Source organism: Sinomonas flava (assembly GCF_039531875.1).
GTDB classification, from domain to species: Bacteria; Actinomycetota; Actinomycetes; order Actinomycetales; family Micrococcaceae; genus Sinomonas; species Sinomonas flava.
Genome location: NZ_BAAAQW010000005.1, coordinates 366352 through 383750, shown reverse-complemented (window position 1 = coordinate 383750; position 17399 = coordinate 366352). Strand labels below are relative to the sequence as shown.

Sequence of the window (17399 nt, the reverse complement as noted above, 5' to 3'; positions counted from 1 at the left end):
CCGGCTCAGTAGCCGAGCGTGACCGGGAGGGCCTGGGCTCCCGCTGCCGGAGCGACGATGGAGGCTGCCGCGATCGCATTGCCGTCGCCGGTCGTGACGAGCGTGCCGTAGGCGGGATCGCCCGTCGCCGAGATGAGCAGGGCCGCCACCGGTGAGCCCTCGGCCTCGGCTGGGACGTCGACGACCGCCGTCGTCCCTCCCGCTACGTCGACCGTCTGGGCTGCGTGGAGCCGCCCGTCGTCGGTGACCGGCACCGCGCGGATCTGGGCCCGGCCGTCCGGCACGCCGACGACGACCCTCCGTGTGAGGCCCTTCCCCACCGCGAGGACGTGGTCGTCCCCGAGCCGGATCGACGCCCCCGGAGACGCGAAGTCGAGCGGCTCCGTGGCGGATAGCCCGCGGGGAACCCGGGCTGAGGCGGTGAAGGAGACGTCCGCCGAGGCGGAGACGCTGTACGTGCCTGCGGGAAGGCCCGCGAGAGAGACCTCCGTGACGGTGCCTGCCTTCGCCGTCACCACTCCGCCGCCCGGCAGCGCGACCGGCCCGTTCCTGCCGTAGACACGCAGCTGCACGACCGCGTCGGCGGCACCGGGGACCGTGAGAGCAAGCGAGGCGGCGGCGTCGGCGAAGCCCTGACGGGCCGCGAGCTGCTTGGCTTGGGCGGGGTCCTGCAGGTCGATCCCCGCGACGGTCTGGCGCGCGGCGGGTGCTGCGGCCGCGGTGATGAGCTCGACGCCGCCCGGCGTGAGTCCCCGGAGGGTCGACTGCTGGATGACGGCCGAGACAGGGCCGCCGGTGCTGCGCACATGGACGGAGAGGTTGGCCTGTCCGGGCAGGTAGCCGCTGAGCACATACGACGCCGTGCTGTTCGGCTTGACCTGCAGCCCGCGGCTCGACGGCGGAGCCTGCGCCAGAGGCTTGTCCCCCACGAATTCGAGATCGACGGTCGCGGGGGTGGCACTCGGGTTCGTCAGCGTCAGGACCGACGTCCTGCCCACCGTGGTGGAGGCGCCCAGGAGCCACTGGTCATTGGCCGGGGCCGTGCAGGACGCCGTGGCAAGTCCCCGGAGGTCGCCGTCGGACGCGGAGAAGCGTGTCAGGCCGGCGATGTCCGGGACGTCTCCCCCGGCCGCGCGGGCCGTGAGGATTGCGGCGGCGCTGACCGACTGGGCGGGCACGACGGCGGCCCTCGGCTGGGCTGCCGTGCCCGCGGCGACGGCCTGTCCGGGCAGGGACTTGAGGAGGCCGCCGTCAGCGCCGGTCACCGAGGCGTCCGGCAGCGTGCCCTGGGTGTCCGAGAGGACGACCGCTGAGACGTCCGTGCGGGCGGTCTTGCTCGCCGGGCTGAACTGGGGATCGCCTTGCACGGGCGTTCCTTCGAGAAGGCGTGCGGGGCCGGCGCAGCCTCGCACGGCGTCGCCCGCGGGCACCTCCGCGGACCGCGCTGTCCCGGCGGCGAGCGAGGCCGGGGCCGGGATCCCCGACGCGTAGACGGTCAGAGCGGCTCCGGCGGCCACGAGCAGGCCCCCGGCGATTGCGGCGCCCGCTGCCCGGGCGCGGCGTCCTCCGCCCGTCGGCGTCTTCCGGCCCGAGGCCGCCGCGCGGCCCTCAGACGGACGCTTCATCGCTTGCACGTTGCCTTCCCTCCGGCCGGGCATCTTCCCCCTGCTTCGCATTCCCGCTGTCCATCTCCTCCGGCGGGTCGGCGTCCTCTCCGCCTCGGTGACGCTTCGTGCCACGGCGGCCGCCGCCTCCGGGAGGGTCGTCCTGCCGCTTGTCGGGACCCCACCCATCCGCCGCGTCGTCGGCGGTTCCGCCGCCACCCTGCGTGTCTTGGCGGGGCGCGTCCTGGCGGTGGCGCCTGGCAGCCGTCTCAGGGAGCAGGAGCCCAGCGCCGGTGCGGCCGCCGGACGTGCGGCGCCGGATCCGGGCCGGCACCGCGAGGAGGACCGTGAGCCCGATCGCGACGGCGGCGAGCAGCCCGAGCGGCGCGGCCGCCGGCACCGCATAGCGCACCTCGAGCCGTCCGCCCTCTTCCGGGAGCTCGAACGCCTGGGCCCAGTCCTGGGCCTCGGGCGCCAGCGCTATGCCGTTCAGGGTCGCCGTCCACCCGGGCCCGCTGCGTTCGGCGAGGACGAGGCGCCGGGCCCCATCGGCGGCAGAAACGTCCACGGAGACCTGCTCGGGCCCCGACGGCAGCCAGGACAGCGTTTGGCCCTTCGAGTCGACGATGCGTGCGCGCTGCGCGATGGCAAACGCGTCGCCCGCCTGCGGCCCGTTCGGCGTGACCCTCCAGAGCCAGCCGGCGTCAGTCCGGCCCACCGGCACGAGGGACGGGACGGAGTCGATGCGCGCGGCCGCGACCTCGTCGGCCGCCGAGCGGTCCTTCAGCACGATGAATCCGACTCCGAGGGCAGTGAGGTCCTTCGATGGATCGACCCCGGCCGCTCCCCCGCTCGCGGCGCCGCCGACGGTGGCAACGGCACGGCGAAGGGCAACGAGGGCGCCGTCGTCGTCAGCGATGCGCTCCGCGCCCCACGGGCCGGTGATGCGGCTCGCCGACGCGGCGGCGGACAGGGCGTCGAGGGTGGTGCCGGCCCCGCGCATGAGGGAGGCCGTCACGCTTCCGTCGTCGGCGCTGCCCAGGACGAGCGTGCGCGTCTGCTGCGGACCGAGGCCGAGGTCTGCAGCCGTGGCTGGAAGGGTCCGCGCGGCGCCGGGTGCCACCTGGATGTCCGGACCCAGGCCGTGCGCCTCGGCGCGCGCGGGGCTCAGACCCGCCCACGCCCAGTGCGCGAGTGCGGCCGCCGGTCCGGCGCCTGCACCGATCAGGGCCACTGCGGTGACCGCGGCAGCAGTCCGGGCCCTGCGGCGGAGCGCCCGCTTCTGGTGCGCATCGCCGTCAGCCACGCGGTTCGCGGCGGCACGGCGGTGCTCTATCAGCCTGTCCGCTCCGAGGACGGCAGCGCCGAGGAAGCCCAGCGTGGCGGCGCCCAGGCTCGGACCCGCGAACGGGGCCACGAGCGTATCCCCGGACACGGCGACCGGGATCCGGGACACGGCCCAGGCATAGGCCAGCGCCAGGATCCCGATCGCCACGAGGGCTCGTGCGGCTGTGCCGCGGCGGCCCCTGAGGAGGACCGCCGCGGCGGCGGCCCCGAGCAGGAGGGGCGCGGCGAGGACGAGCGCACCCACGAGCGACCACGGGACGCCGGCAGGGAGGAACGCGAGGCCGCTGAGGGGCGCCGCGGGGTCGAAGGCGAGCGGCTGGCCCAGGAGCATCTGCCACGGCGACGCCACCGCGAACGGGGTCGGAACGCCCGGGTCGGCGATCCAGGCCCGGGGCCGTTCGGCCGTGGAGACCCACAGAGGAAGGAAGACGGCGACCGTCGGGACGAGCGCCCACCACAGCGCACGCGCCTGACCGCGCAGGGCCACAAGGCCCGCGACGACCAGGATCACCGCGAACGGCACCAGCGAGGGGGCGCCCGCCGTCGCGAGGCCGAGGGCGAGCCCGCCTGCCGCGGCAGCGGTCCACGAGGGCACGCCCCCCGAACCGGGACGCGGCTCATGCTGCTCCGAGGCCGTCATGGCGCGCACGCGCGCGCCGCCGACCGCGCGGAGGAGCCCGAGCGCCGCCCACGGCAGGGCCGCGTGGGCGACGACGGCCCCGATCCGCCCCTCGCCGACGGCGATGAGGAGCGCCGGCGCCGCCGCCCACACGACGGCCGCAAGCACTCTCGGCGCTCGGTGCGCGGTCAGGTTCGCCGCCAGGGCCCATGCCCCGAGCGCCGCGAGCGGGGAGGCAGCCACGAGCGCGAGGGCGAGGGCCCGGTTCGCGTCGCCGAAGCCCACGAGGCCCAGGAGCCACAGCACGAGGTCGAACGGGTCTCCGTAGCCGGGCTCTCCCGCTCCCAGACGGGACCACCATGCCGTCGCGTTGGCGTAGATGTCGCCCATCGCGGAGGAGACAGGGATGAGCGCACCGCCGACCGCGGCCTGCGCTCCGAGGAGGGGCGCGAGCGCGACGAGGGAGGCCAGGAGCGCAGCGCCCGCGACCACGATCGCGCCGGTGCCCGGCCAGCCGCGCGTGGCGACCGCGAGGGCCGCGAAGTCGTGCTGGGAGTCTCCCGTGGGTTCCTCGGGCCCGGCGGCGCTGCCGGATCCGTCGCCGACCACGGCCTCGGAGTCCGCCGCCGCGGACTCGAGGAGGGCCCGGCGGTGTGCCCAGATCTCGGCACGCGACGTCTGGAGCTCTCGGGGGGTGCTGCGCGAGACGGTCCGCGTCCGGCGCGCCGCGCGGCGGCCCCGCGCGAGATGGCCGACCGCGCCGAGGGCTGCCAGGCTCGCCCCGAGCCTGGCAGCGCCGACGCCCGGCTCCTTGAGGACGATCCCGAGCAGGAACTGCCACAGCCCGCCGAGGAGGGCGCCGAGGGCCTGGAACGGGAGCTGCCATCCCGGGGAGTGCTTGAGCCGGGAGTACACCTCGGCGCGTCGGGCTGCGAAGGGGGTGCCCGCGGCCTCCGGCCGCAAGGAGTGCAGGATCCGGGCCGAGGGCACGACGACGACCCGGTGGCCTGCGAGGCGGGCCCGCCAGCAGAAGTCCACGTCGTCACCCGTGGCCGGAAGCCCGGGGTCGAACCCGCCCAGCTGCTCCCACGCGTCCCGGCGGACGAGCATTCCCGCCGAGTTGACGGCGAAGACGTCGCTGCGCGCGTCGTGCTGCCCCTGGTCCTGCTCATCAACGTCGATGAGGGTCAGCCGCTCGCCCCACCGGCTCACGGAGAGGCCGACGTCCAGGAGCCGTCGCGGCGCGTCGGCGTCGAGCTGCTTGCAGCCCGCGACGGCGACGCTCGGCGCGCGCTCCACGGCGCCGAGCAGCTCCGCGAGAGCGTCGGGTGCGGGGGCCGAGTCGTCGTGCAGGAGCCAGACCCACTCCTGGGCCGGGCCGTCGGGGCCGCTCCGCGCAGGGGCAAGCTTGTCCAAGGCGCTGCGAGCCGCGCCCCCGAAGCCGCCTGAGCCGCGCACGGCGACGACGTGGTCGGCACCCAGGGCGCGGCCGAGGACCTCGGCGGAATCGTCGTCGGATGCGGCATCGGCTCCGAGGACGACGTCGACCGGCCGCGTCTGCGACGAGATCGCGGTCAGGGTCAGGGGCAGGTAGGCGCCGCCGTCGTGCGCGACGACGACTGCGGTGACGTGCACAGCCTCCAGGATCAGACCGCCCGCTTGCGCAGGCGGCGGCGCTCGCGCTCTGAGAGGCCGCCCCAGATGCCGAACCGCTCGTCGTTCGCGAGCGCGTACTCGAGGCACTGCGCCCGGACGGTGCACGACCCGCAGACCTTCTTCGCGTCGCGAGTCGAGCCACCCTTCTCGGGGAAGAACGCCTCGGGGTCGGTCTGGGCGCACAGGGCCTCTGCCTGCCACGCGAGCTCCCCCTCCTCCGGCTCGCCCGGGTGGAGGAGGTCGATCAGCACCCCCTTGGGGGTGTGGTCGGCCGGGCTCGCGAGGAGCGCCAGCGCCCTCTCGATGGCCTCGTCCGCCGGCTCGTCGGATTCGTCCTCGGGCTCGTCCAGGTCGTCCACGAGGGCATCGCCGTGGACCGCGTGCTCGGTGAGGAACGCCGTCGCGGCCTCCTCGAGCGCGTTCGCCGAGAGGGCCTGGTACCTTTCGTGCGCGTCGGGGTCCGCCGGGTCTACATACCAGTCCGCGGGAATCCCCCTCGACCGGTAGGCGGCGGACGCCTGCGCAGCGACCGCCGACTCGTACTGGATACGCTCCGCCTGTCCCACGGTGCTCCTCCTCGGGTCGTTTTCTGCGCGGCGAGCCGCGGCGACCAGCGCCAGGAAGATTCCCGGTGCCGGTTCCCCTCGGAGCATGCGATGATCGGTTCATCGACGTCCGCCGGCGCAGTTACTGTCCAGTCCTAATTACATGCGTGTAAGTTGCGGGAGTCAAGCGGGAACGGCGGATTCTAGGCAGAAGAAATTTGTTTAGCCGCCCAACACGCCGAAATGCGTGGCGGCCGGGACGCTCTCGTGACGACGGCGGCGGGCGGGCACAATAGGGCCATGCCCTCGACGATTCTCGACCTCACGCACCACCTCCGCGCCGGCAATTCCGCGTCGCCCCGCCTGACCTGGTACGGGCCCGACGGCGAGCGGGTCGAGCTCTCCGGCCGCGTCCTGGACAACTGGGTCGCCAAGACATCCAACTTCCTCTCGGAGGAACTCGACGCCGGCCGCGGCACCCGGGTCCGGCTGGACCTCCCGCCGCACTGGAAGTCGGTCGTCATCGCGCTCGCGACGCTCCAGACGGGTGCGGTCCTCGTGGACACGGCGCCGGCGGACATCACGTTCACGGGCCCGGAGTCGCACGACGGCGAGGCAGGCGGCGGCGTGCTCGTCGCCGTCGCGCTCGGGGCGCTCGAGATGGCGTATCCCGGCGAACTGCCCGCCGGGGCACTGGACTACGCGGCGCTCGTGCGCCAGTTCGCGGACTCCTACGAGCCCTTCGACCCTCCCATGGAGAGCGACCCCGCGGTGGACGGCCAGCACACGTTCACCCAGACCGAGCTGTTCTCGCGCTTCGCTGTCCCGGCGGCCGATGGGGCGCGGGTCCTCGTGGCGGGGAGTTCCGGACTCATGGATGCGCTCGCGCGCCTCATCGGGGCGTGGTCCGCCGGCGGATCGGCCGTCCTCGCGCACCCGGGAATCGACGACGTCGATCACCTCCGCCGCGTGGAGAACGTCACCGCCTGAGCGGCGCAGCCGGGCTGCCCGGCCGGCGGCCTCCTAGCGGCCGGACGGCCCTTCGCCTGTGCTCCCGAGACCGTGGACGCCCGGGTCCGGAACGCCCGAATCCGGGATGCCGCGCTCGGGGCCACCCGCGCCGTCGCCAGGGTGTCCGGACGCAAGCTCGCCGTCGTGGTGCACCTCGATGAGCTCGTGGTCGCCCTCGTAGCCGGGCTCGGCGTCCAGCTCCTCGTTGAAGACCCAGAAGCGGTATGCGAAGAAGCGGAAGATCGTGCCGAGGATGAGGCCTACGACAGACCCGGCGATGAAGATCGAGACCTTGTCGGTCATATGGAGGATGTACTTCGTGAAGCCGACGCAGCCGGCCGCGATGAGCAGGCCGATGCCGTTCATGATCGCGAACATCACGGCCTCACGGACCGCGTTGGTCTGCTTGCGGTGGCGGAAGGTCCAGTAGCGGTTCGCGACCCACGAGAAGATGCTGGCCACGACGGTGGCGATGGACTTGGCCCAGACTTCGCCGCTGTGCAGGGGGCCGTTGAGCAACCAGATGAACACCGCGGAGTCGATGACGAACGCGAGCCCACCGACCGTCCCGAACTTCGCGACCTCGCGCCAGAAGAGCGAGACGAGACCGCGCAGGCGGTCGGAGATGGTCCTGATCATGGTCCTCCACAGTTCCCTGCCGCCTGGCGCGAGCCGCCGGGGGCGGAGTGATTCTACCGCCGCAGGCTTGGGGCTTCCTGACGTTCTGTAGGCTGGGTGGGTGACTTTCCCTGTGATCGGCGTCGTCGGCGGCGGCCAGCTGGCGCGCATGATGGCCCCTGCCGCAACCGCCCTCGGCCTCGAACTGCGAGTCCTGGCAGAGGCCGAGGACGTCTCCGCGGTCCCTGCTGTGCCCAACGCCCCCGTGGGCGACTACCGCAGCCTCGACGACCTGCGCGAGTTCGCCCGCGGCGTCGACGTCCTGACCTTCGACCACGAGCACGTGCCGACGGAGCACCTGCTGACCCTCATGGCCGAGGGCGTCAACGTCCAGCCGGGGCCTGGCGCGCTCGTCCACGCCCAGGACAAGCTGCGCATGCGTTCGGCCGTCGATGCGCTCGGCCTGCCGAATCCGCGCTGGCGTGCGGCGCACCACGTGGAGGAGCTCGTGGCGTTCGGCGACGAGATCGGCTGGCCCGTCGTCCTCAAGACCCCTCGGGGCGGCTACGACGGCAAGGGCGTCCGCGTGCTGCGCTCGCGCGCCGACGCCGAGGAGTCCATCGACTGGTTCGGCACGATGACTCCGCTCCTCGCAGAGGAGATGGTCGAGTTCAGCCGCGAGCTCTCCGCCCTCGTCGCCCGTACCCCCGATGGCCAGTCGCGCGCGTGGCCGGTGGTCCACACAATCCAGGTGCACGGCGTGTGCGACGAGGTCATCGCTCCCGCTCCCGGCATCGATCCCGCCGTGGCCGCCGCCGCCCAGGAGGCGGCGCTGCGCATCGCCGACGAGCTCGGCGTCACCGGCGTCATGGCCGCAGAGCTGTTCGAGACTCCCGGGCGCGGCGTCGGCTTCCTGGTCAACGAGCTCGCGATGCGCCCCCACAACACCGGCCACTGGACGCAGGACGGCTGCGTCACGAGCCAGTTCGAGCAGCACCTGCGCGCCGTCCTGGGCCTGCCGCTGGGCGCGACCGACGTGCTCGGCGAGTGGGCGATCATGAAGAACTACCTCGGCGGGGCCAACCAGGACCTCTTCAGCGCCTATCCCGCCGCCCTGGCCGCCGACCCCGCCGCCAAGGTGCACGGCTACGGGAAATCCGTCCGTCCGGGTCGCAAGATCGGCCACGTCAACCTCGTGGGCGGCGCGGGGTCGGACCCCGACGAGCTGCGCGCACGCGCCGCCCGGGTCGCGGCGATCATCCGCGACGGCGCCTCGGCGCCCGGCGGCGCCGATGCACCCCAGGACCTGCCCGCCCGCCCGAAGGAGAAGGCATGAGCACGAGCACCCCGCCGCGGCCCGAGCAGGCCCCCCTCGTGGGGCTCGTGATGGGCTCCGACTCGGACTGGCCCGTCATGGAGGCCGCGGCAGACGCTCTCGCGGAGTTCGGTGTCCCCTTCGAGGCGGACGTCGTCTCGGCGCACCGCATGCCGGAGGAGATGATCGCGTACGGCAAGGGCGCGCGCGAGCGGGGCCTGCGGGTCATCATCGCCGGCGCCGGCGGGGCAGCCCACCTTCCGGGGATGCTCGCCTCGGTGACGACACTGCCCGTGATCGGCGTGCCGGTTCCCCTCAAGACGCTCGACGGGATGGACTCGCTGCTCTCGATCGTCCAGATGCCCGCCGGGGTCCCCGTCGCGACGGTGTCCATCGCAGGTGCGCGGAACGCGGGCCTCCTCGCCGTCCGCATGCTCGCCTCGGCCCACGACGAGCTCGGCCAGCGCCTTGCGGACGAGCTCGCGGACTTCGCCAGCGATCTCAACGCCACGGCCACCCGGAAGGGAGCTTCGCTGCGGGAGAAGGTGTCCACCGTCTTCGCAGCGGAGCATGTCCAGGCCCGGGGCGGGCGCTAGGGAAGGGACGACCAGGATGGCCCTGCACAGCCCGCGGCGACACGACCTCGCCGGATTGCCCAGCCACCACACGGATCCGATCCGGCATCCCGAGGACGCCCCGTCAGCGGTGCGGACCAAGCGGGCCTTCACGCTCCTCGCCCTCACGGTCCTCGTCCCCGGTTCGGCGCAGCTGGTGGCCGGGAGCCGCCGGCTCGGCCGCCGCGCGCTGATGGTGACGCTCAGCGTGTGGGCAGTCGCCGCCGTCGTGCTCGTGGTGGGCCTGACGAACCGCGGAGCGGTGCTGACGATCTTCACGCACCCAGTGATCTCGTTCGTGCTCATCGTGCTCCTGCTGGCCCTCGCGCTCGGCTGGGCCATCCTGTTCCTGAACACCCTGCGCCTCATCCGCGTCCCCCTGCTCGCGCGCCGGATGCGCGCCCTCTTGGTCGTCGCGCTCGTGGCCGCGATGGTCGCCACGAGCGGGAGCCTCGCGTACGCCGCGTACCTCATCGGTGTGGGCCGCGGCGCGATCGGCACGATCTTCAGCGGAGGCCCGGCCATCAGCCCGGTGGACGGCCGCTACAACTTCATGGTCATGGGCGGCGACGCCGGTGCAGACCGCGTGGGACGCCGCCCCGACAGCCTCTCGATCATCAGCGTCGACGCCGCGACCGGCCGCACTGCCCTCATCTCGATCCCCCGCAACCTGCAGAACGCCCAGTTCTCGGAGGGCTCGCCGATGCGCAAGATCTACCCGGACGGGTACAACTGCGGCGACGAGTGCCTCATCAACGCGATCAACACCGAGGTGAACGAGAAGTACCGGGACCTCTACCCCGGCGTCGACGACCCGGGGGCCCAGGCCACGCTCGAGGCAGCTTCGGGCACGCTGGGCATCACGGTGCAGGCGTACGTGGTCGTCGACATGGCAGGATTCCAACAGCTCATCGATGCCATGGGCGGCATCCGGATCAAGGCAGGCGGATGGGTACCCATCAGCGGCGCCTCGGTGGACAACTCCGGCACCCACGAGCCTCCGATCGGGTGGATCGCCCCCGGAGAGCAGAAGCTCGACGGGTTCCACGCCCTCTGGTACGGCCGCAGCCGCGAGTTCGCGAGCGACTACGACCGCATCGCGCGCCAGCAGTGCATCCAGCAGGCGATGATCAACCAGCTCAATCCGGCCACGCTCCTGAGCAAGTTCCAGGACATCGCCGGCGCGGGCACGAAGGTCGTCGAGTCCAACATCTCGGCCGACCAGCTCGGCAGCTTCGTGGACCTCGCGCTCAAGGGCAAGAGCCAGCCCACGAGCCGCCTCGTGATCGGCCCCCCTGACTTCGACGCGTCCTTCCCGACGTATCCGGACTTCGATGCGATCCATGCAAAGGTCGCCGACGTCATCAAGTCCGCGACCGGCTCCTCCTCCGACTCCCCCAGCCCCAAGGCCACGGGCGCCGGCGGTCCTGCCGGGCTCGGCGCACCGGGCCCGCTGCCCGCCGCTCTGGCGTCCAGCGTCTCCTCGGGCGTCCCGGCGGGGCCGTACAACGACATCGGGCCCGACGGCGTGAAGGTCACCGCCCAGCGGCTCGACTACCTGTTCCGGACCGGGCAGAACGAGCTGCTGGACGAGATCATGGCCGGCAACGGCGAGTGCACGCCGCTCTGAGAGGACTTCGATGCATCTGCTGAGCAACACCCTGCGGAACTATGCGTGGGGTTCGCCCACCGCGATCGCGGCGCTCCTCGGCCGTGAGCCGAGCGGCCAGCCCGAGGCCGAGCTGTGGATCGGGGCCCACCCGGACGGCCCCTCCCGGATGGTCGACGGCGAGACGTCGGTCCCGCTGCACGAGGCCATCGCGGCGGACCCTGCCGCGGCGCTCGGCCCGGAGAGCGTCGAGGCCTTCGGGCCACGGCTGCCGTTCCTCCTCAAGGTCCTCGCCGCCGACTCGCCGCTGTCCCTCCAGGTCCACCCGACGCTCGACCAGGCCCGGGCGGGCTTCGCCGCGGAGGAGGCGGCCGGCGTCGACCGTTCGGCGCCGCACCGCAACTACAAGGACGACAACCACAAGCCCGAGATGCTCTTCGCGCTCACGCCCTTCGAGGCGCTCTGCGGCTTCCGGGCCCCCGCGGAGGCGGCGGCACTCTTCGAGCGGCTCACGGGGCTCGTCGCGGGGACCGACGCCGCCGAGGTCACAGAGCAGGTGGCCGAACTCCTGCGCGGCCCCGACGAGGCGGCGGCGCTCGCGGCCGCCTTCGGCCGGATGATCGAGGGCGGGCGCGACGTGCGCTCCTGCGTCGATGCGGTGGCGGCGGCCGTGGGCATCCACCTCTCCCCCGGCGGCGCACACGGATCCGGCCGGGACGACGACGCGGCGCTCCGCACCGTCGTCGATCTCGCTGCCCAGTACCCCTCCGACCCGGGCGTGCTCATCTCGCTCATCCTCAACAGGGTCAGCCTCGCCCCGGGCGAGGCGCTCTACCTCCCCGCCGGGAACGTGCATGCCTACCTGAAGGGCGTCGGGATCGAGGTCATGGCATCCTCGGACAACGTCCTGCGCGGCGGGCTCACGCCCAAGCACATCGACATCGCCGAGCTCCTCAGGACCGTCGTGTTCGCTCCCTCCGAGGTGCCCGTGCTGGCCGCCCAGGAGTCCGACCTCGGGCAGGAGCTTTACCGGCCGCCGTTCGCGGAGTTCCAGCTCCAGCGCATCGCGGTCGCGGCGGACGGCAGCCGCCCCGCGCCGGTGCCCGTGGCGCAGGCCGGCGCGGCGGTCGTGCTCGTGGTGGACGGGTCGCTGACCCTGGACACCCCGAAGGGCGACCTAGCGCTCGGGCGCGGCCAGAGCGCGTTTGTCCCCGATGCGGAGGCTCCTGCCCTCGCGCATCCCGGCCCCGAGGGCGTCCTGGCCTTCGCTGTGACCACCGGTCTCCGTTCGGCCTCGGGACTGGCCTAGGCGCCTCCCGCAGGCGCACGACGCCGGCCCCGGGAGTCGGGCGCGTCAGCGCTGGAGGAGCTGGCGTGCCCTTCCGGCGGCTCCCCTAGCCCGGCGAACGGCGGCCTTCGCCGCCCGGCGGCCCTGCAGGAGGGTCCGCCGCGCGATGGGCATCCCGGTCGAGTAGACGGAGTAGAACGGCGAGAGCGGAAGCTCCCAGGTTCCGGCGAGCAGGTCCTCGTGCTGGGCGAACTGCTTCTTGAAGTCGGAGATGCCGTCGTTGAGCAGCCCGTTGAGGTCGTAGCGCGTGCAGCCTGCGGCCTTCATGGCCGTGAACGCGGCCCACTTGACGCCGTAGTTCGCGCGGGCCTTCTGCCCCGCGGCGTTGACGCCGCCGTAGAGCTCGAACGCCGTGCCAGCACTCTTTGCGATCCAGACGAACGCGACGACCTGGTCGCCGTCGAATGCCGCCACGACGGGCGAGTCCTCCCCGAGGAACCGCCAGATGTCCCGGTAGTACCGGTCCTCGTGGATCCCGAAGCCCGCCCGGGCGGCCGTCTCGCGGTAGATCGCGAGGACCTGGTCGAGCTCGGCCTCGGTCGCGACCGTGCGGAACTCGAGACCGCCCCTGAGGTTCTTGCGGACGTTGGCACGGGTCGTGCGCGACATGCCCGCCATGAGGTCGTCCTCGCTCAGGGTGAGGTCGAGGATGAGGGTCCGCGGGATGAGGATCGTGCTCTCGGCGCGGCGGAAGCCCGCGGCGGCGAGACCCCGTTCCCCTGCGGATCCGGCTTCCCAGTCCGGCTCGGCGACGAGTGCCACGGAGCCGTGGGCCTCGCGGACCGCGCGGCCGACGGCGGCGAGCACCCGCTCGGCGTCCTCGGGCGCGCAGACGGGGCCGCGTGAGATGTAGGCCAAGGACTTCAGCGGCCACGGGAGGCCGCGGTAGAGGACCTGCGCGCCCCCGAGGACCGTTTCGCCCTCGCTGACAAGGAGCCGCTCGGTGCGCCAGTGATGGGCCGCCTTGAGCTCGCCCCAGCCCCACAGCTGCAGCGGGTGACCCCCGAGTGCGTTGACCAGGCCGTCCCACGTTGCGCGGTCGGTGCAGGGGCGGACGGTCAGATCGCGGGCGGCCAGCTGGCTCTCGGGGCTCATGTTCCTCCTGGATGATGCGCGGCAGTGTGTCCTCGGCAGCACGATGGGGCGCGGCGAAGGCCGCGCCCCATTCTAGCCGCGGGCCAGCCGCGGCGGCCGGGGGTCAGGCGCGGCGCGCCCAGCTCTCCCACTTGCTCGCGTGGTGCTCGGCGTCGACGAAGCGGACCGTGCCGGACTTCGAGCGCATCACGATGGACTGCGTCTTGACGCGGTCCTTCTGGTAGCGGACCCCCCGCAGGAGGTCGCCGTCGGTGATGCCCGTCGCGGCGAAGTAGCAGTTGTCGCTCGTGACCAGGTCGTTCGTGGTGAGGACCCGGTCGAGGTCGTGCCCGGCGTCGAGCGCCTTCTGCTTCTCCTCGTCGCTGGTCGGCCAGAGACGGCCCTGGATCACGCCGCCGAGCGCCTTGATCGCGCACGCGGCGACGATGCCCTCAGGGGTCCCGCCGACGCCCATGAGGGCGTCGACGCCGGTACCCGAACGGGCCGCGGCGATGGCTCCGGCGACGTCGCCGTCCATGATGAACTTCGTCCGCGCACCCGCGGCGCGGATCTCCTCGACCAGCGGCTTGTGGCGGTCGCGGTCGAGCACGCAGACGGTGACCTGGTTGATCTTGACGCCCTTGGCCTTGGCGATGAGGTGCAGGTTCTGCTTGACCGGCAGGCGCAGGTCCACGAGGTCGGCAGCCTCGGGTCCGGTGACGAGCTTCTCCATGTAGAAGACCGCGGAGGGGTCGAACATGGTCCCGCGCTCGGCCACCGCGAGGACGGCGAGCGCGTTGTTGATGCCGAGGGCCGTCAGGCGTGTGCCGTCGATCGGGTCGACCGCGACGTCGACCTCGGGACCCGTGCCGTCGCCGACGCGCTCCCCGTTGTAGAGCATCGGGGCCTCGTCCTTCTCGCCCTCGCCGATCACGACGACGCCGTTGAAGTGAACGGTCTGCAGGAACGAGCGCATGGCGTCGACGGCGGCGCCGTCGGCCTTGTTCTTGTCGCCGAAGCCGACCCAGTGGCCGCCGGCGATCGCGGCGGCCTCGGTCACACGGACGAGCTCGAGGGCGAGGTTGCGGTCTGGCTCATCGGCTCCTACATGGAGCGAGCTGGAAAGGGTCGAGTACTGGCTGTCGTCGGGCGCAGGGGACACGGAGACCTCTTCTTCGAGCGGGCTTTGTACGCATCATAGTCGTCCGGGATGTCCCCGCCGCGACGATGACGCCGCTCACAGCCCCGCAGCCGGTTGGCGGGAGGAAGGCCCAGTGCGGGACCATGGAGGGGTGAGCAGCACCGAACAGTCCCCTCAGGCTTCCCCGGAGGCCACGCCGGTCAAGCCGGTCATCCCCGCCGCCGCGGCGAAGCGCGCGAACGCCTCCGTCATCGGCATGATCATGGCCCTCGCCGTGAGCCTCCTGGCGATCCTGCCAGTGGTGCTGCTCAACGCCGCGCCGAAGTCGGAGCCCCGCAGGCCGGTGGTCGACGTCTCCTCGATCGCGGCCAACGCCGCTGGCGTCGCGGGCTTCGCCCCTGTCGTGCCGTCGCTGCCCGACGGCTACTCGCCGAACTACGCCCGGTGGAGCGGTGCTGGGACCGACGGCGTGTCACATTGGGACATCGGATACCTCACACCTGCCCAGCAGTTCGTCTCGGTCGTCCAGACCGGCACCGCCAACCCGACCTGGCTGAACGCGCAGGTGAAGAAGGCGCCCGTGACCGGCACGAGGAACGTGGCCGGGGTCGACTGGACGCTGTATGACAAGCCCGGCATCGAGAAGAGCCTCGTTGCGACCGTCGGCGGTACCACGGTGGTGCTGAGCGGCTCCGCCGCGTTCTCCGAGCTGGACGAGGTGGCTGACGCCGTCGTCACGTCCGCCACACACCGCTAGCCGGGCGCTAGAGTAGGCGCGTGCCCCAGACTCTCACTCCTGCCCAGGCGTGGCGCATCCTGCGCGACGGAAACCAGCGATTCGTGGAGGGCGCGAGCGTCCACCCCAATCAGGACTCGGCGCGCCGCCACGAACTCGTCGCATCGCAGAACCCCGTCTGCGTGATCTTCGGCTGCTCGGACTCCCGTCTCGCCGCGGAGATCATCTTCGACCTCGGCCTCGGGGACGCCTTCGTCGTCCGCTCGGCCGGCCACGTCATCGACGAAGCCGTCCTCGGCTCCCTCGAGTACGCGATCGATCCGCTCAACGTCCCGCTGATCGTGGTCCTCGGCCACGACTCGTGCGGCGCGGTCACGGCCTCGGTCGAGGCGTACGAGACCGGGAACATGCCGAGCGGATTCGTCCGCGACCTCGTCGAGCGCATCATGCCGAGTGTGCTCACGGCCCAGCGCAACGGCGTGACCGACGTCGACGGCACGGTGGTCGAGCATGCGAAGCAGGCCGGCGCCCGGCTGATCGAGACGTCGCAGACCATCGCCACCGCCGTCGAGGAGGGCCGCACCGCGGTGCTCAGCGTCTGCTACCACCTCCGCGAGGGCAAGGCGGAGCTCGTCTCTCAGATCGGCGAGATCTAGGCGACACCGTTCGGAACGCGTCGCTGCGGGGGCCTATTCTGGGAGCCATGACTGACTCTGCAGTGCAGGCCCCTGCAACCGACGACTACCGGATCGAGCACGACACGATGGGCGAGGTCCGCGTTCCCGCGGCCGCCCTCTACCGCGCGCAGACGCAGCGCGCCGTCGAGAACTTCCCGATCTCGGGCAAGACCCTTGAGCGCAAGCACATCGAGGCGCTCGCGCGCGTGAAGAAGGCCGCGGCCCTCGCCAACGCGGAGCTGGGGGTGCTCGACGACGAGCGCGCCCAGGCCATCGCGGCCGCCGCGGACCGCGTCGCCGCCGGCGAATTCGACGAGCACTTCCCGATCGACGTGTTCCAGACCGGCTCCGGCACCTCGAGCAACATGAACACCAACGAGGTCATCGCCGAGCTCGCGAGCCGCGCGCTCGCCGAGGCGGGTTCCGAGACGAGCGTCCACCCGAACGACCACGTCAACGCCTCCCAGTCCTCGAACGACGTGTTCCCCACCTCGGTGCACGTGGCCGCGACGGACGCGCTCGTGAACGACCTCGTCCCCGCCCTCGAGTACCTCGCCGCCTCGCTCGAGCGCAAGGCCGAGGAGTTCAAGGACATCGTCAAGTCGGGCCGCACCCACCTCATGGACGCGACCCCCGTGACCCTCGGCCAGGAGTTCGGCGGCTACGCGGCCCAGGTGCGCTACGGCGTGGAGCGCATCCAGGCCTCGCTCCCCCGGGTCGCCGAGGTCCCGCTGGGCGGCACTGCCGTCGGCACCGGCATCAACACCCCGGCCGGCTTCCCGCAGCGCGTCATCGAGCTGCTCGCGGCCGACACCAAGCTGCCGATCACCGAGGCCCGCAACCACTTCGAGGCCCAGGCCAACCGGGACGGCCTCATCGAGGCGTCCGGCCAGCTGCGCAACATCGCCTACTCGTTCATGAAGATCAACAACGACCTCCGCTGGATGGGCTCGGGCCCGAACACCGGCCTGGGCGAGCTGGCGATCCCCGACCTCCAGCCGGGCTCCTCGATCATGCCGGGCAAGGTCAACCCGGTCATCTGCGAGGCCGCGATCATGGTCGCCGCGCAGGTGGTCGGCAACGACACGACGATCGCGCTGTCCTCCACCAACGGCGCCTTCGAGCTCAACGTCGGCATCCCGGTCATGGCCGCGAACCTCCTGGAGTCGATCCGCCTCCTCGCCAACACCTCGCGCGTCATGGCGGACAAGATGATCGACGGCATCGAGGCCAACGTCGAGCGCGCCCGCTTCCTGGCCGAGGCGTCGCCGTCGATCGTGACCCCGCTGAACAAGTTCATCGGGTACGAGAACGCGGCCAAGATCGCCAAGAAGGCCGTCAAGGAGGGCCTGACGGTCCGTGAGGCCACCGTCGCGCTCGGCTTCGTGGGCGAGGGCGAGGGCAAGGTCTCCGAGGCCGACCTCGAGAAGGCCCTCGACGTCACCACCATGACGGGCACCAACAAGTAGCCTCCCACCGGGAGCA

Annotated in this window: 14 protein-coding genes; 8 read left to right on the top strand and 6 right to left on the bottom strand. The window is 72.4% G+C overall.

Annotated elements, in window-relative coordinates; genetic code table 11:
• Window positions 1-5: 5 nt before the first annotated feature.
• Genes ABD298_RS10255 through ABD298_RS10245 form a run of 3 tightly spaced genes read right to left on the bottom strand, consistent with a single transcriptional unit; the run spans window position 6 to window position 5792 of the window.
• Window positions 6-1625 carry a DUF5719 family protein gene (locus ABD298_RS10255; protein WP_344299586.1) on the bottom strand — a complete coding sequence of 540 codons (1620 nt, stop codon included), beginning with the start codon at window positions 1623-1625 and terminating at the stop codon, window positions 6-8.
• Entirely contained in the window at window positions 1609-5205 is a 3597-nt protein-coding gene (locus ABD298_RS10250; protein ID WP_344299585.1) for a glycosyltransferase, read from the bottom strand. The genes ABD298_RS10255 and ABD298_RS10250 overlap by 17 nt, the downstream gene beginning before the upstream one ends.
• 11 nt (window positions 5206-5216) lie before the next feature.
• Entirely contained in the window at window positions 5217-5792 is a 576-nt protein-coding gene (locus ABD298_RS10245; RefSeq protein ID WP_344299584.1) for a WhiB family transcriptional regulator, read from the bottom strand.
• Window positions 5793-6071: 279 nt separating this feature from the next.
• On the opposite strand from ABD298_RS10245, the gene ABD298_RS10240 reads away from it, so the two are divergent.
• Window positions 6072-6761 carry a TIGR03089 family protein gene (locus tag ABD298_RS10240; RefSeq protein ID WP_344299583.1) on the top strand — a complete coding sequence of 230 codons (690 nt, stop codon included), beginning with the start codon at window positions 6072-6074 and terminating at the stop codon, window positions 6759-6761.
• 33 nt (window positions 6762-6794) lie between these two features.
• Here the strand turns inward: ABD298_RS10240 and ABD298_RS10235 are convergent, their stop codons facing one another.
• Entirely contained in the window at window positions 6795-7421 is a 627-nt protein-coding gene (locus ABD298_RS10235) for a GtrA family protein (protein WP_344299580.1), read from the bottom strand.
• 148 nt (window positions 7422-7569) lie between these two features.
• On the opposite strand from ABD298_RS10235, the gene ABD298_RS10230 reads away from it, so the two are divergent.
• From ABD298_RS10230 to manA, 4 genes are read left to right on the top strand one after another with little or no spacing between them, the layout of a single operon-like run.
• A complete protein-coding gene (locus ABD298_RS10230) occupies window positions 7570-8736 on the top strand; it encodes a 5-(carboxyamino)imidazole ribonucleotide synthase (protein WP_425564385.1) in 1167 nt (388 codons plus the stop codon).
• Window positions 8733-9311: a 5-(carboxyamino)imidazole ribonucleotide mutase gene (purE, locus tag ABD298_RS10225; RefSeq protein ID WP_344299578.1), complete on the top strand. Its 579-nt coding sequence runs from the start codon at window positions 8733-8735 to the stop codon at window positions 9309-9311. The genes ABD298_RS10230 and purE overlap by 4 nt, the downstream gene beginning before the upstream one ends.
• A gap of 16 nt (window positions 9312-9327) precedes the next feature.
• Window positions 9328-10959, top strand: a complete 1632-nt coding sequence (locus ABD298_RS10220; RefSeq protein ID WP_344299577.1) for an LCP family protein — start codon at window positions 9328-9330, stop codon at window positions 10957-10959.
• A gap of 10 nt (window positions 10960-10969) precedes the next feature.
• A complete protein-coding gene (manA, locus tag ABD298_RS10215) occupies window positions 10970-12247 on the top strand; it encodes a mannose-6-phosphate isomerase, class I (RefSeq protein WP_344299576.1) in 1278 nt (425 codons plus the stop codon).
• Window positions 12248-12292: 45 nt separating this feature from the next.
• Here the strand turns inward: manA and ABD298_RS10210 are convergent, their stop codons facing one another.
• Both ABD298_RS10210 and glpX read right to left on the bottom strand, forming a co-directional pair.
• Window positions 12293-13381 carry a lipid II:glycine glycyltransferase FemX gene (locus ABD298_RS10210; RefSeq protein WP_344299575.1) on the bottom strand — a complete coding sequence of 363 codons (1089 nt, stop codon included), beginning with the start codon at window positions 13379-13381 and terminating at the stop codon, window positions 12293-12295.
• A 103-nt stretch (window positions 13382-13484) separates the two neighbouring features.
• On the bottom strand, window positions 13485-14522 hold the full coding sequence (gene glpX, locus ABD298_RS10205; protein ID WP_208712013.1) for a class II fructose-bisphosphatase: 1038 nt from the start codon (window positions 14520-14522) through the stop codon (window positions 13485-13487).
• Window positions 14523-14652: 130 nt separating this feature from the next.
• On the opposite strand from glpX, the gene ABD298_RS10200 reads away from it, so the two are divergent.
• From ABD298_RS10200 to ABD298_RS10190, 3 genes are read left to right on the top strand one after another with little or no spacing between them, the layout of a single operon-like run.
• On the top strand, window positions 14653-15258 hold the full coding sequence (locus tag ABD298_RS10200; protein WP_344299574.1) for a DUF4245 domain-containing protein: 606 nt from the start codon (window positions 14653-14655) through the stop codon (window positions 15256-15258).
• A 20-nt stretch (window positions 15259-15278) separates the two neighbouring features.
• The gene (locus ABD298_RS10195; protein WP_208711996.1) at window positions 15279-15893 is read left to right on the top strand and encodes a carbonic anhydrase; all 615 of its coding nucleotides are present in this window, start codon (window positions 15279-15281) and stop codon (window positions 15891-15893) included.
• A gap of 47 nt (window positions 15894-15940) precedes the next feature.
• Window positions 15941-17383, top strand: a complete 1443-nt coding sequence (locus ABD298_RS10190) for a class II fumarate hydratase (protein ID WP_344299573.1) — start codon at window positions 15941-15943, stop codon at window positions 17381-17383.
• The last annotated feature ends 16 nt before the right edge of the window (window positions 17384-17399 follow it).

Coding starts and splice junctions, on each gene's coding strand:
- ABD298_RS10255 (WP_344299586.1), bottom strand. CDS start 1,625: ATGAAGCGTCCGTCTGAGGGCCGCGCGGCGGCCTCGGGCCGGAAGACG.
- ABD298_RS10190 (WP_344299573.1), top strand. CDS start 15,941: ATGACTGACTCTGCAGTGCAGGCCCCTGCAACCGACGACTACCGGATC.
- purE (WP_344299578.1), top strand. CDS start 8,733: ATGAGCACGAGCACCCCGCCGCGGCCCGAGCAGGCCCCCCTCGTGGGG.
- ABD298_RS10220 (WP_344299577.1), top strand. CDS start 9,328: ATGGCCCTGCACAGCCCGCGGCGACACGACCTCGCCGGATTGCCCAGC.
- ABD298_RS10210 (WP_344299575.1), bottom strand. CDS start 13,381: ATGAGCCCCGAGAGCCAGCTGGCCGCCCGCGATCTGACCGTCCGCCCC.
- ABD298_RS10240 (WP_344299583.1), top strand. CDS start 6,072: ATGCCCTCGACGATTCTCGACCTCACGCACCACCTCCGCGCCGGCAAT.
- ABD298_RS10230 (WP_425564385.1), top strand. CDS start 7,570: ATGATGGCCCCTGCCGCAACCGCCCTCGGCCTCGAACTGCGAGTCCTG.
- ABD298_RS10235 (WP_344299580.1), bottom strand. CDS start 7,421: ATGATCAGGACCATCTCCGACCGCCTGCGCGGTCTCGTCTCGCTCTTC.
- manA (WP_344299576.1), top strand. CDS start 10,970: ATGCATCTGCTGAGCAACACCCTGCGGAACTATGCGTGGGGTTCGCCC.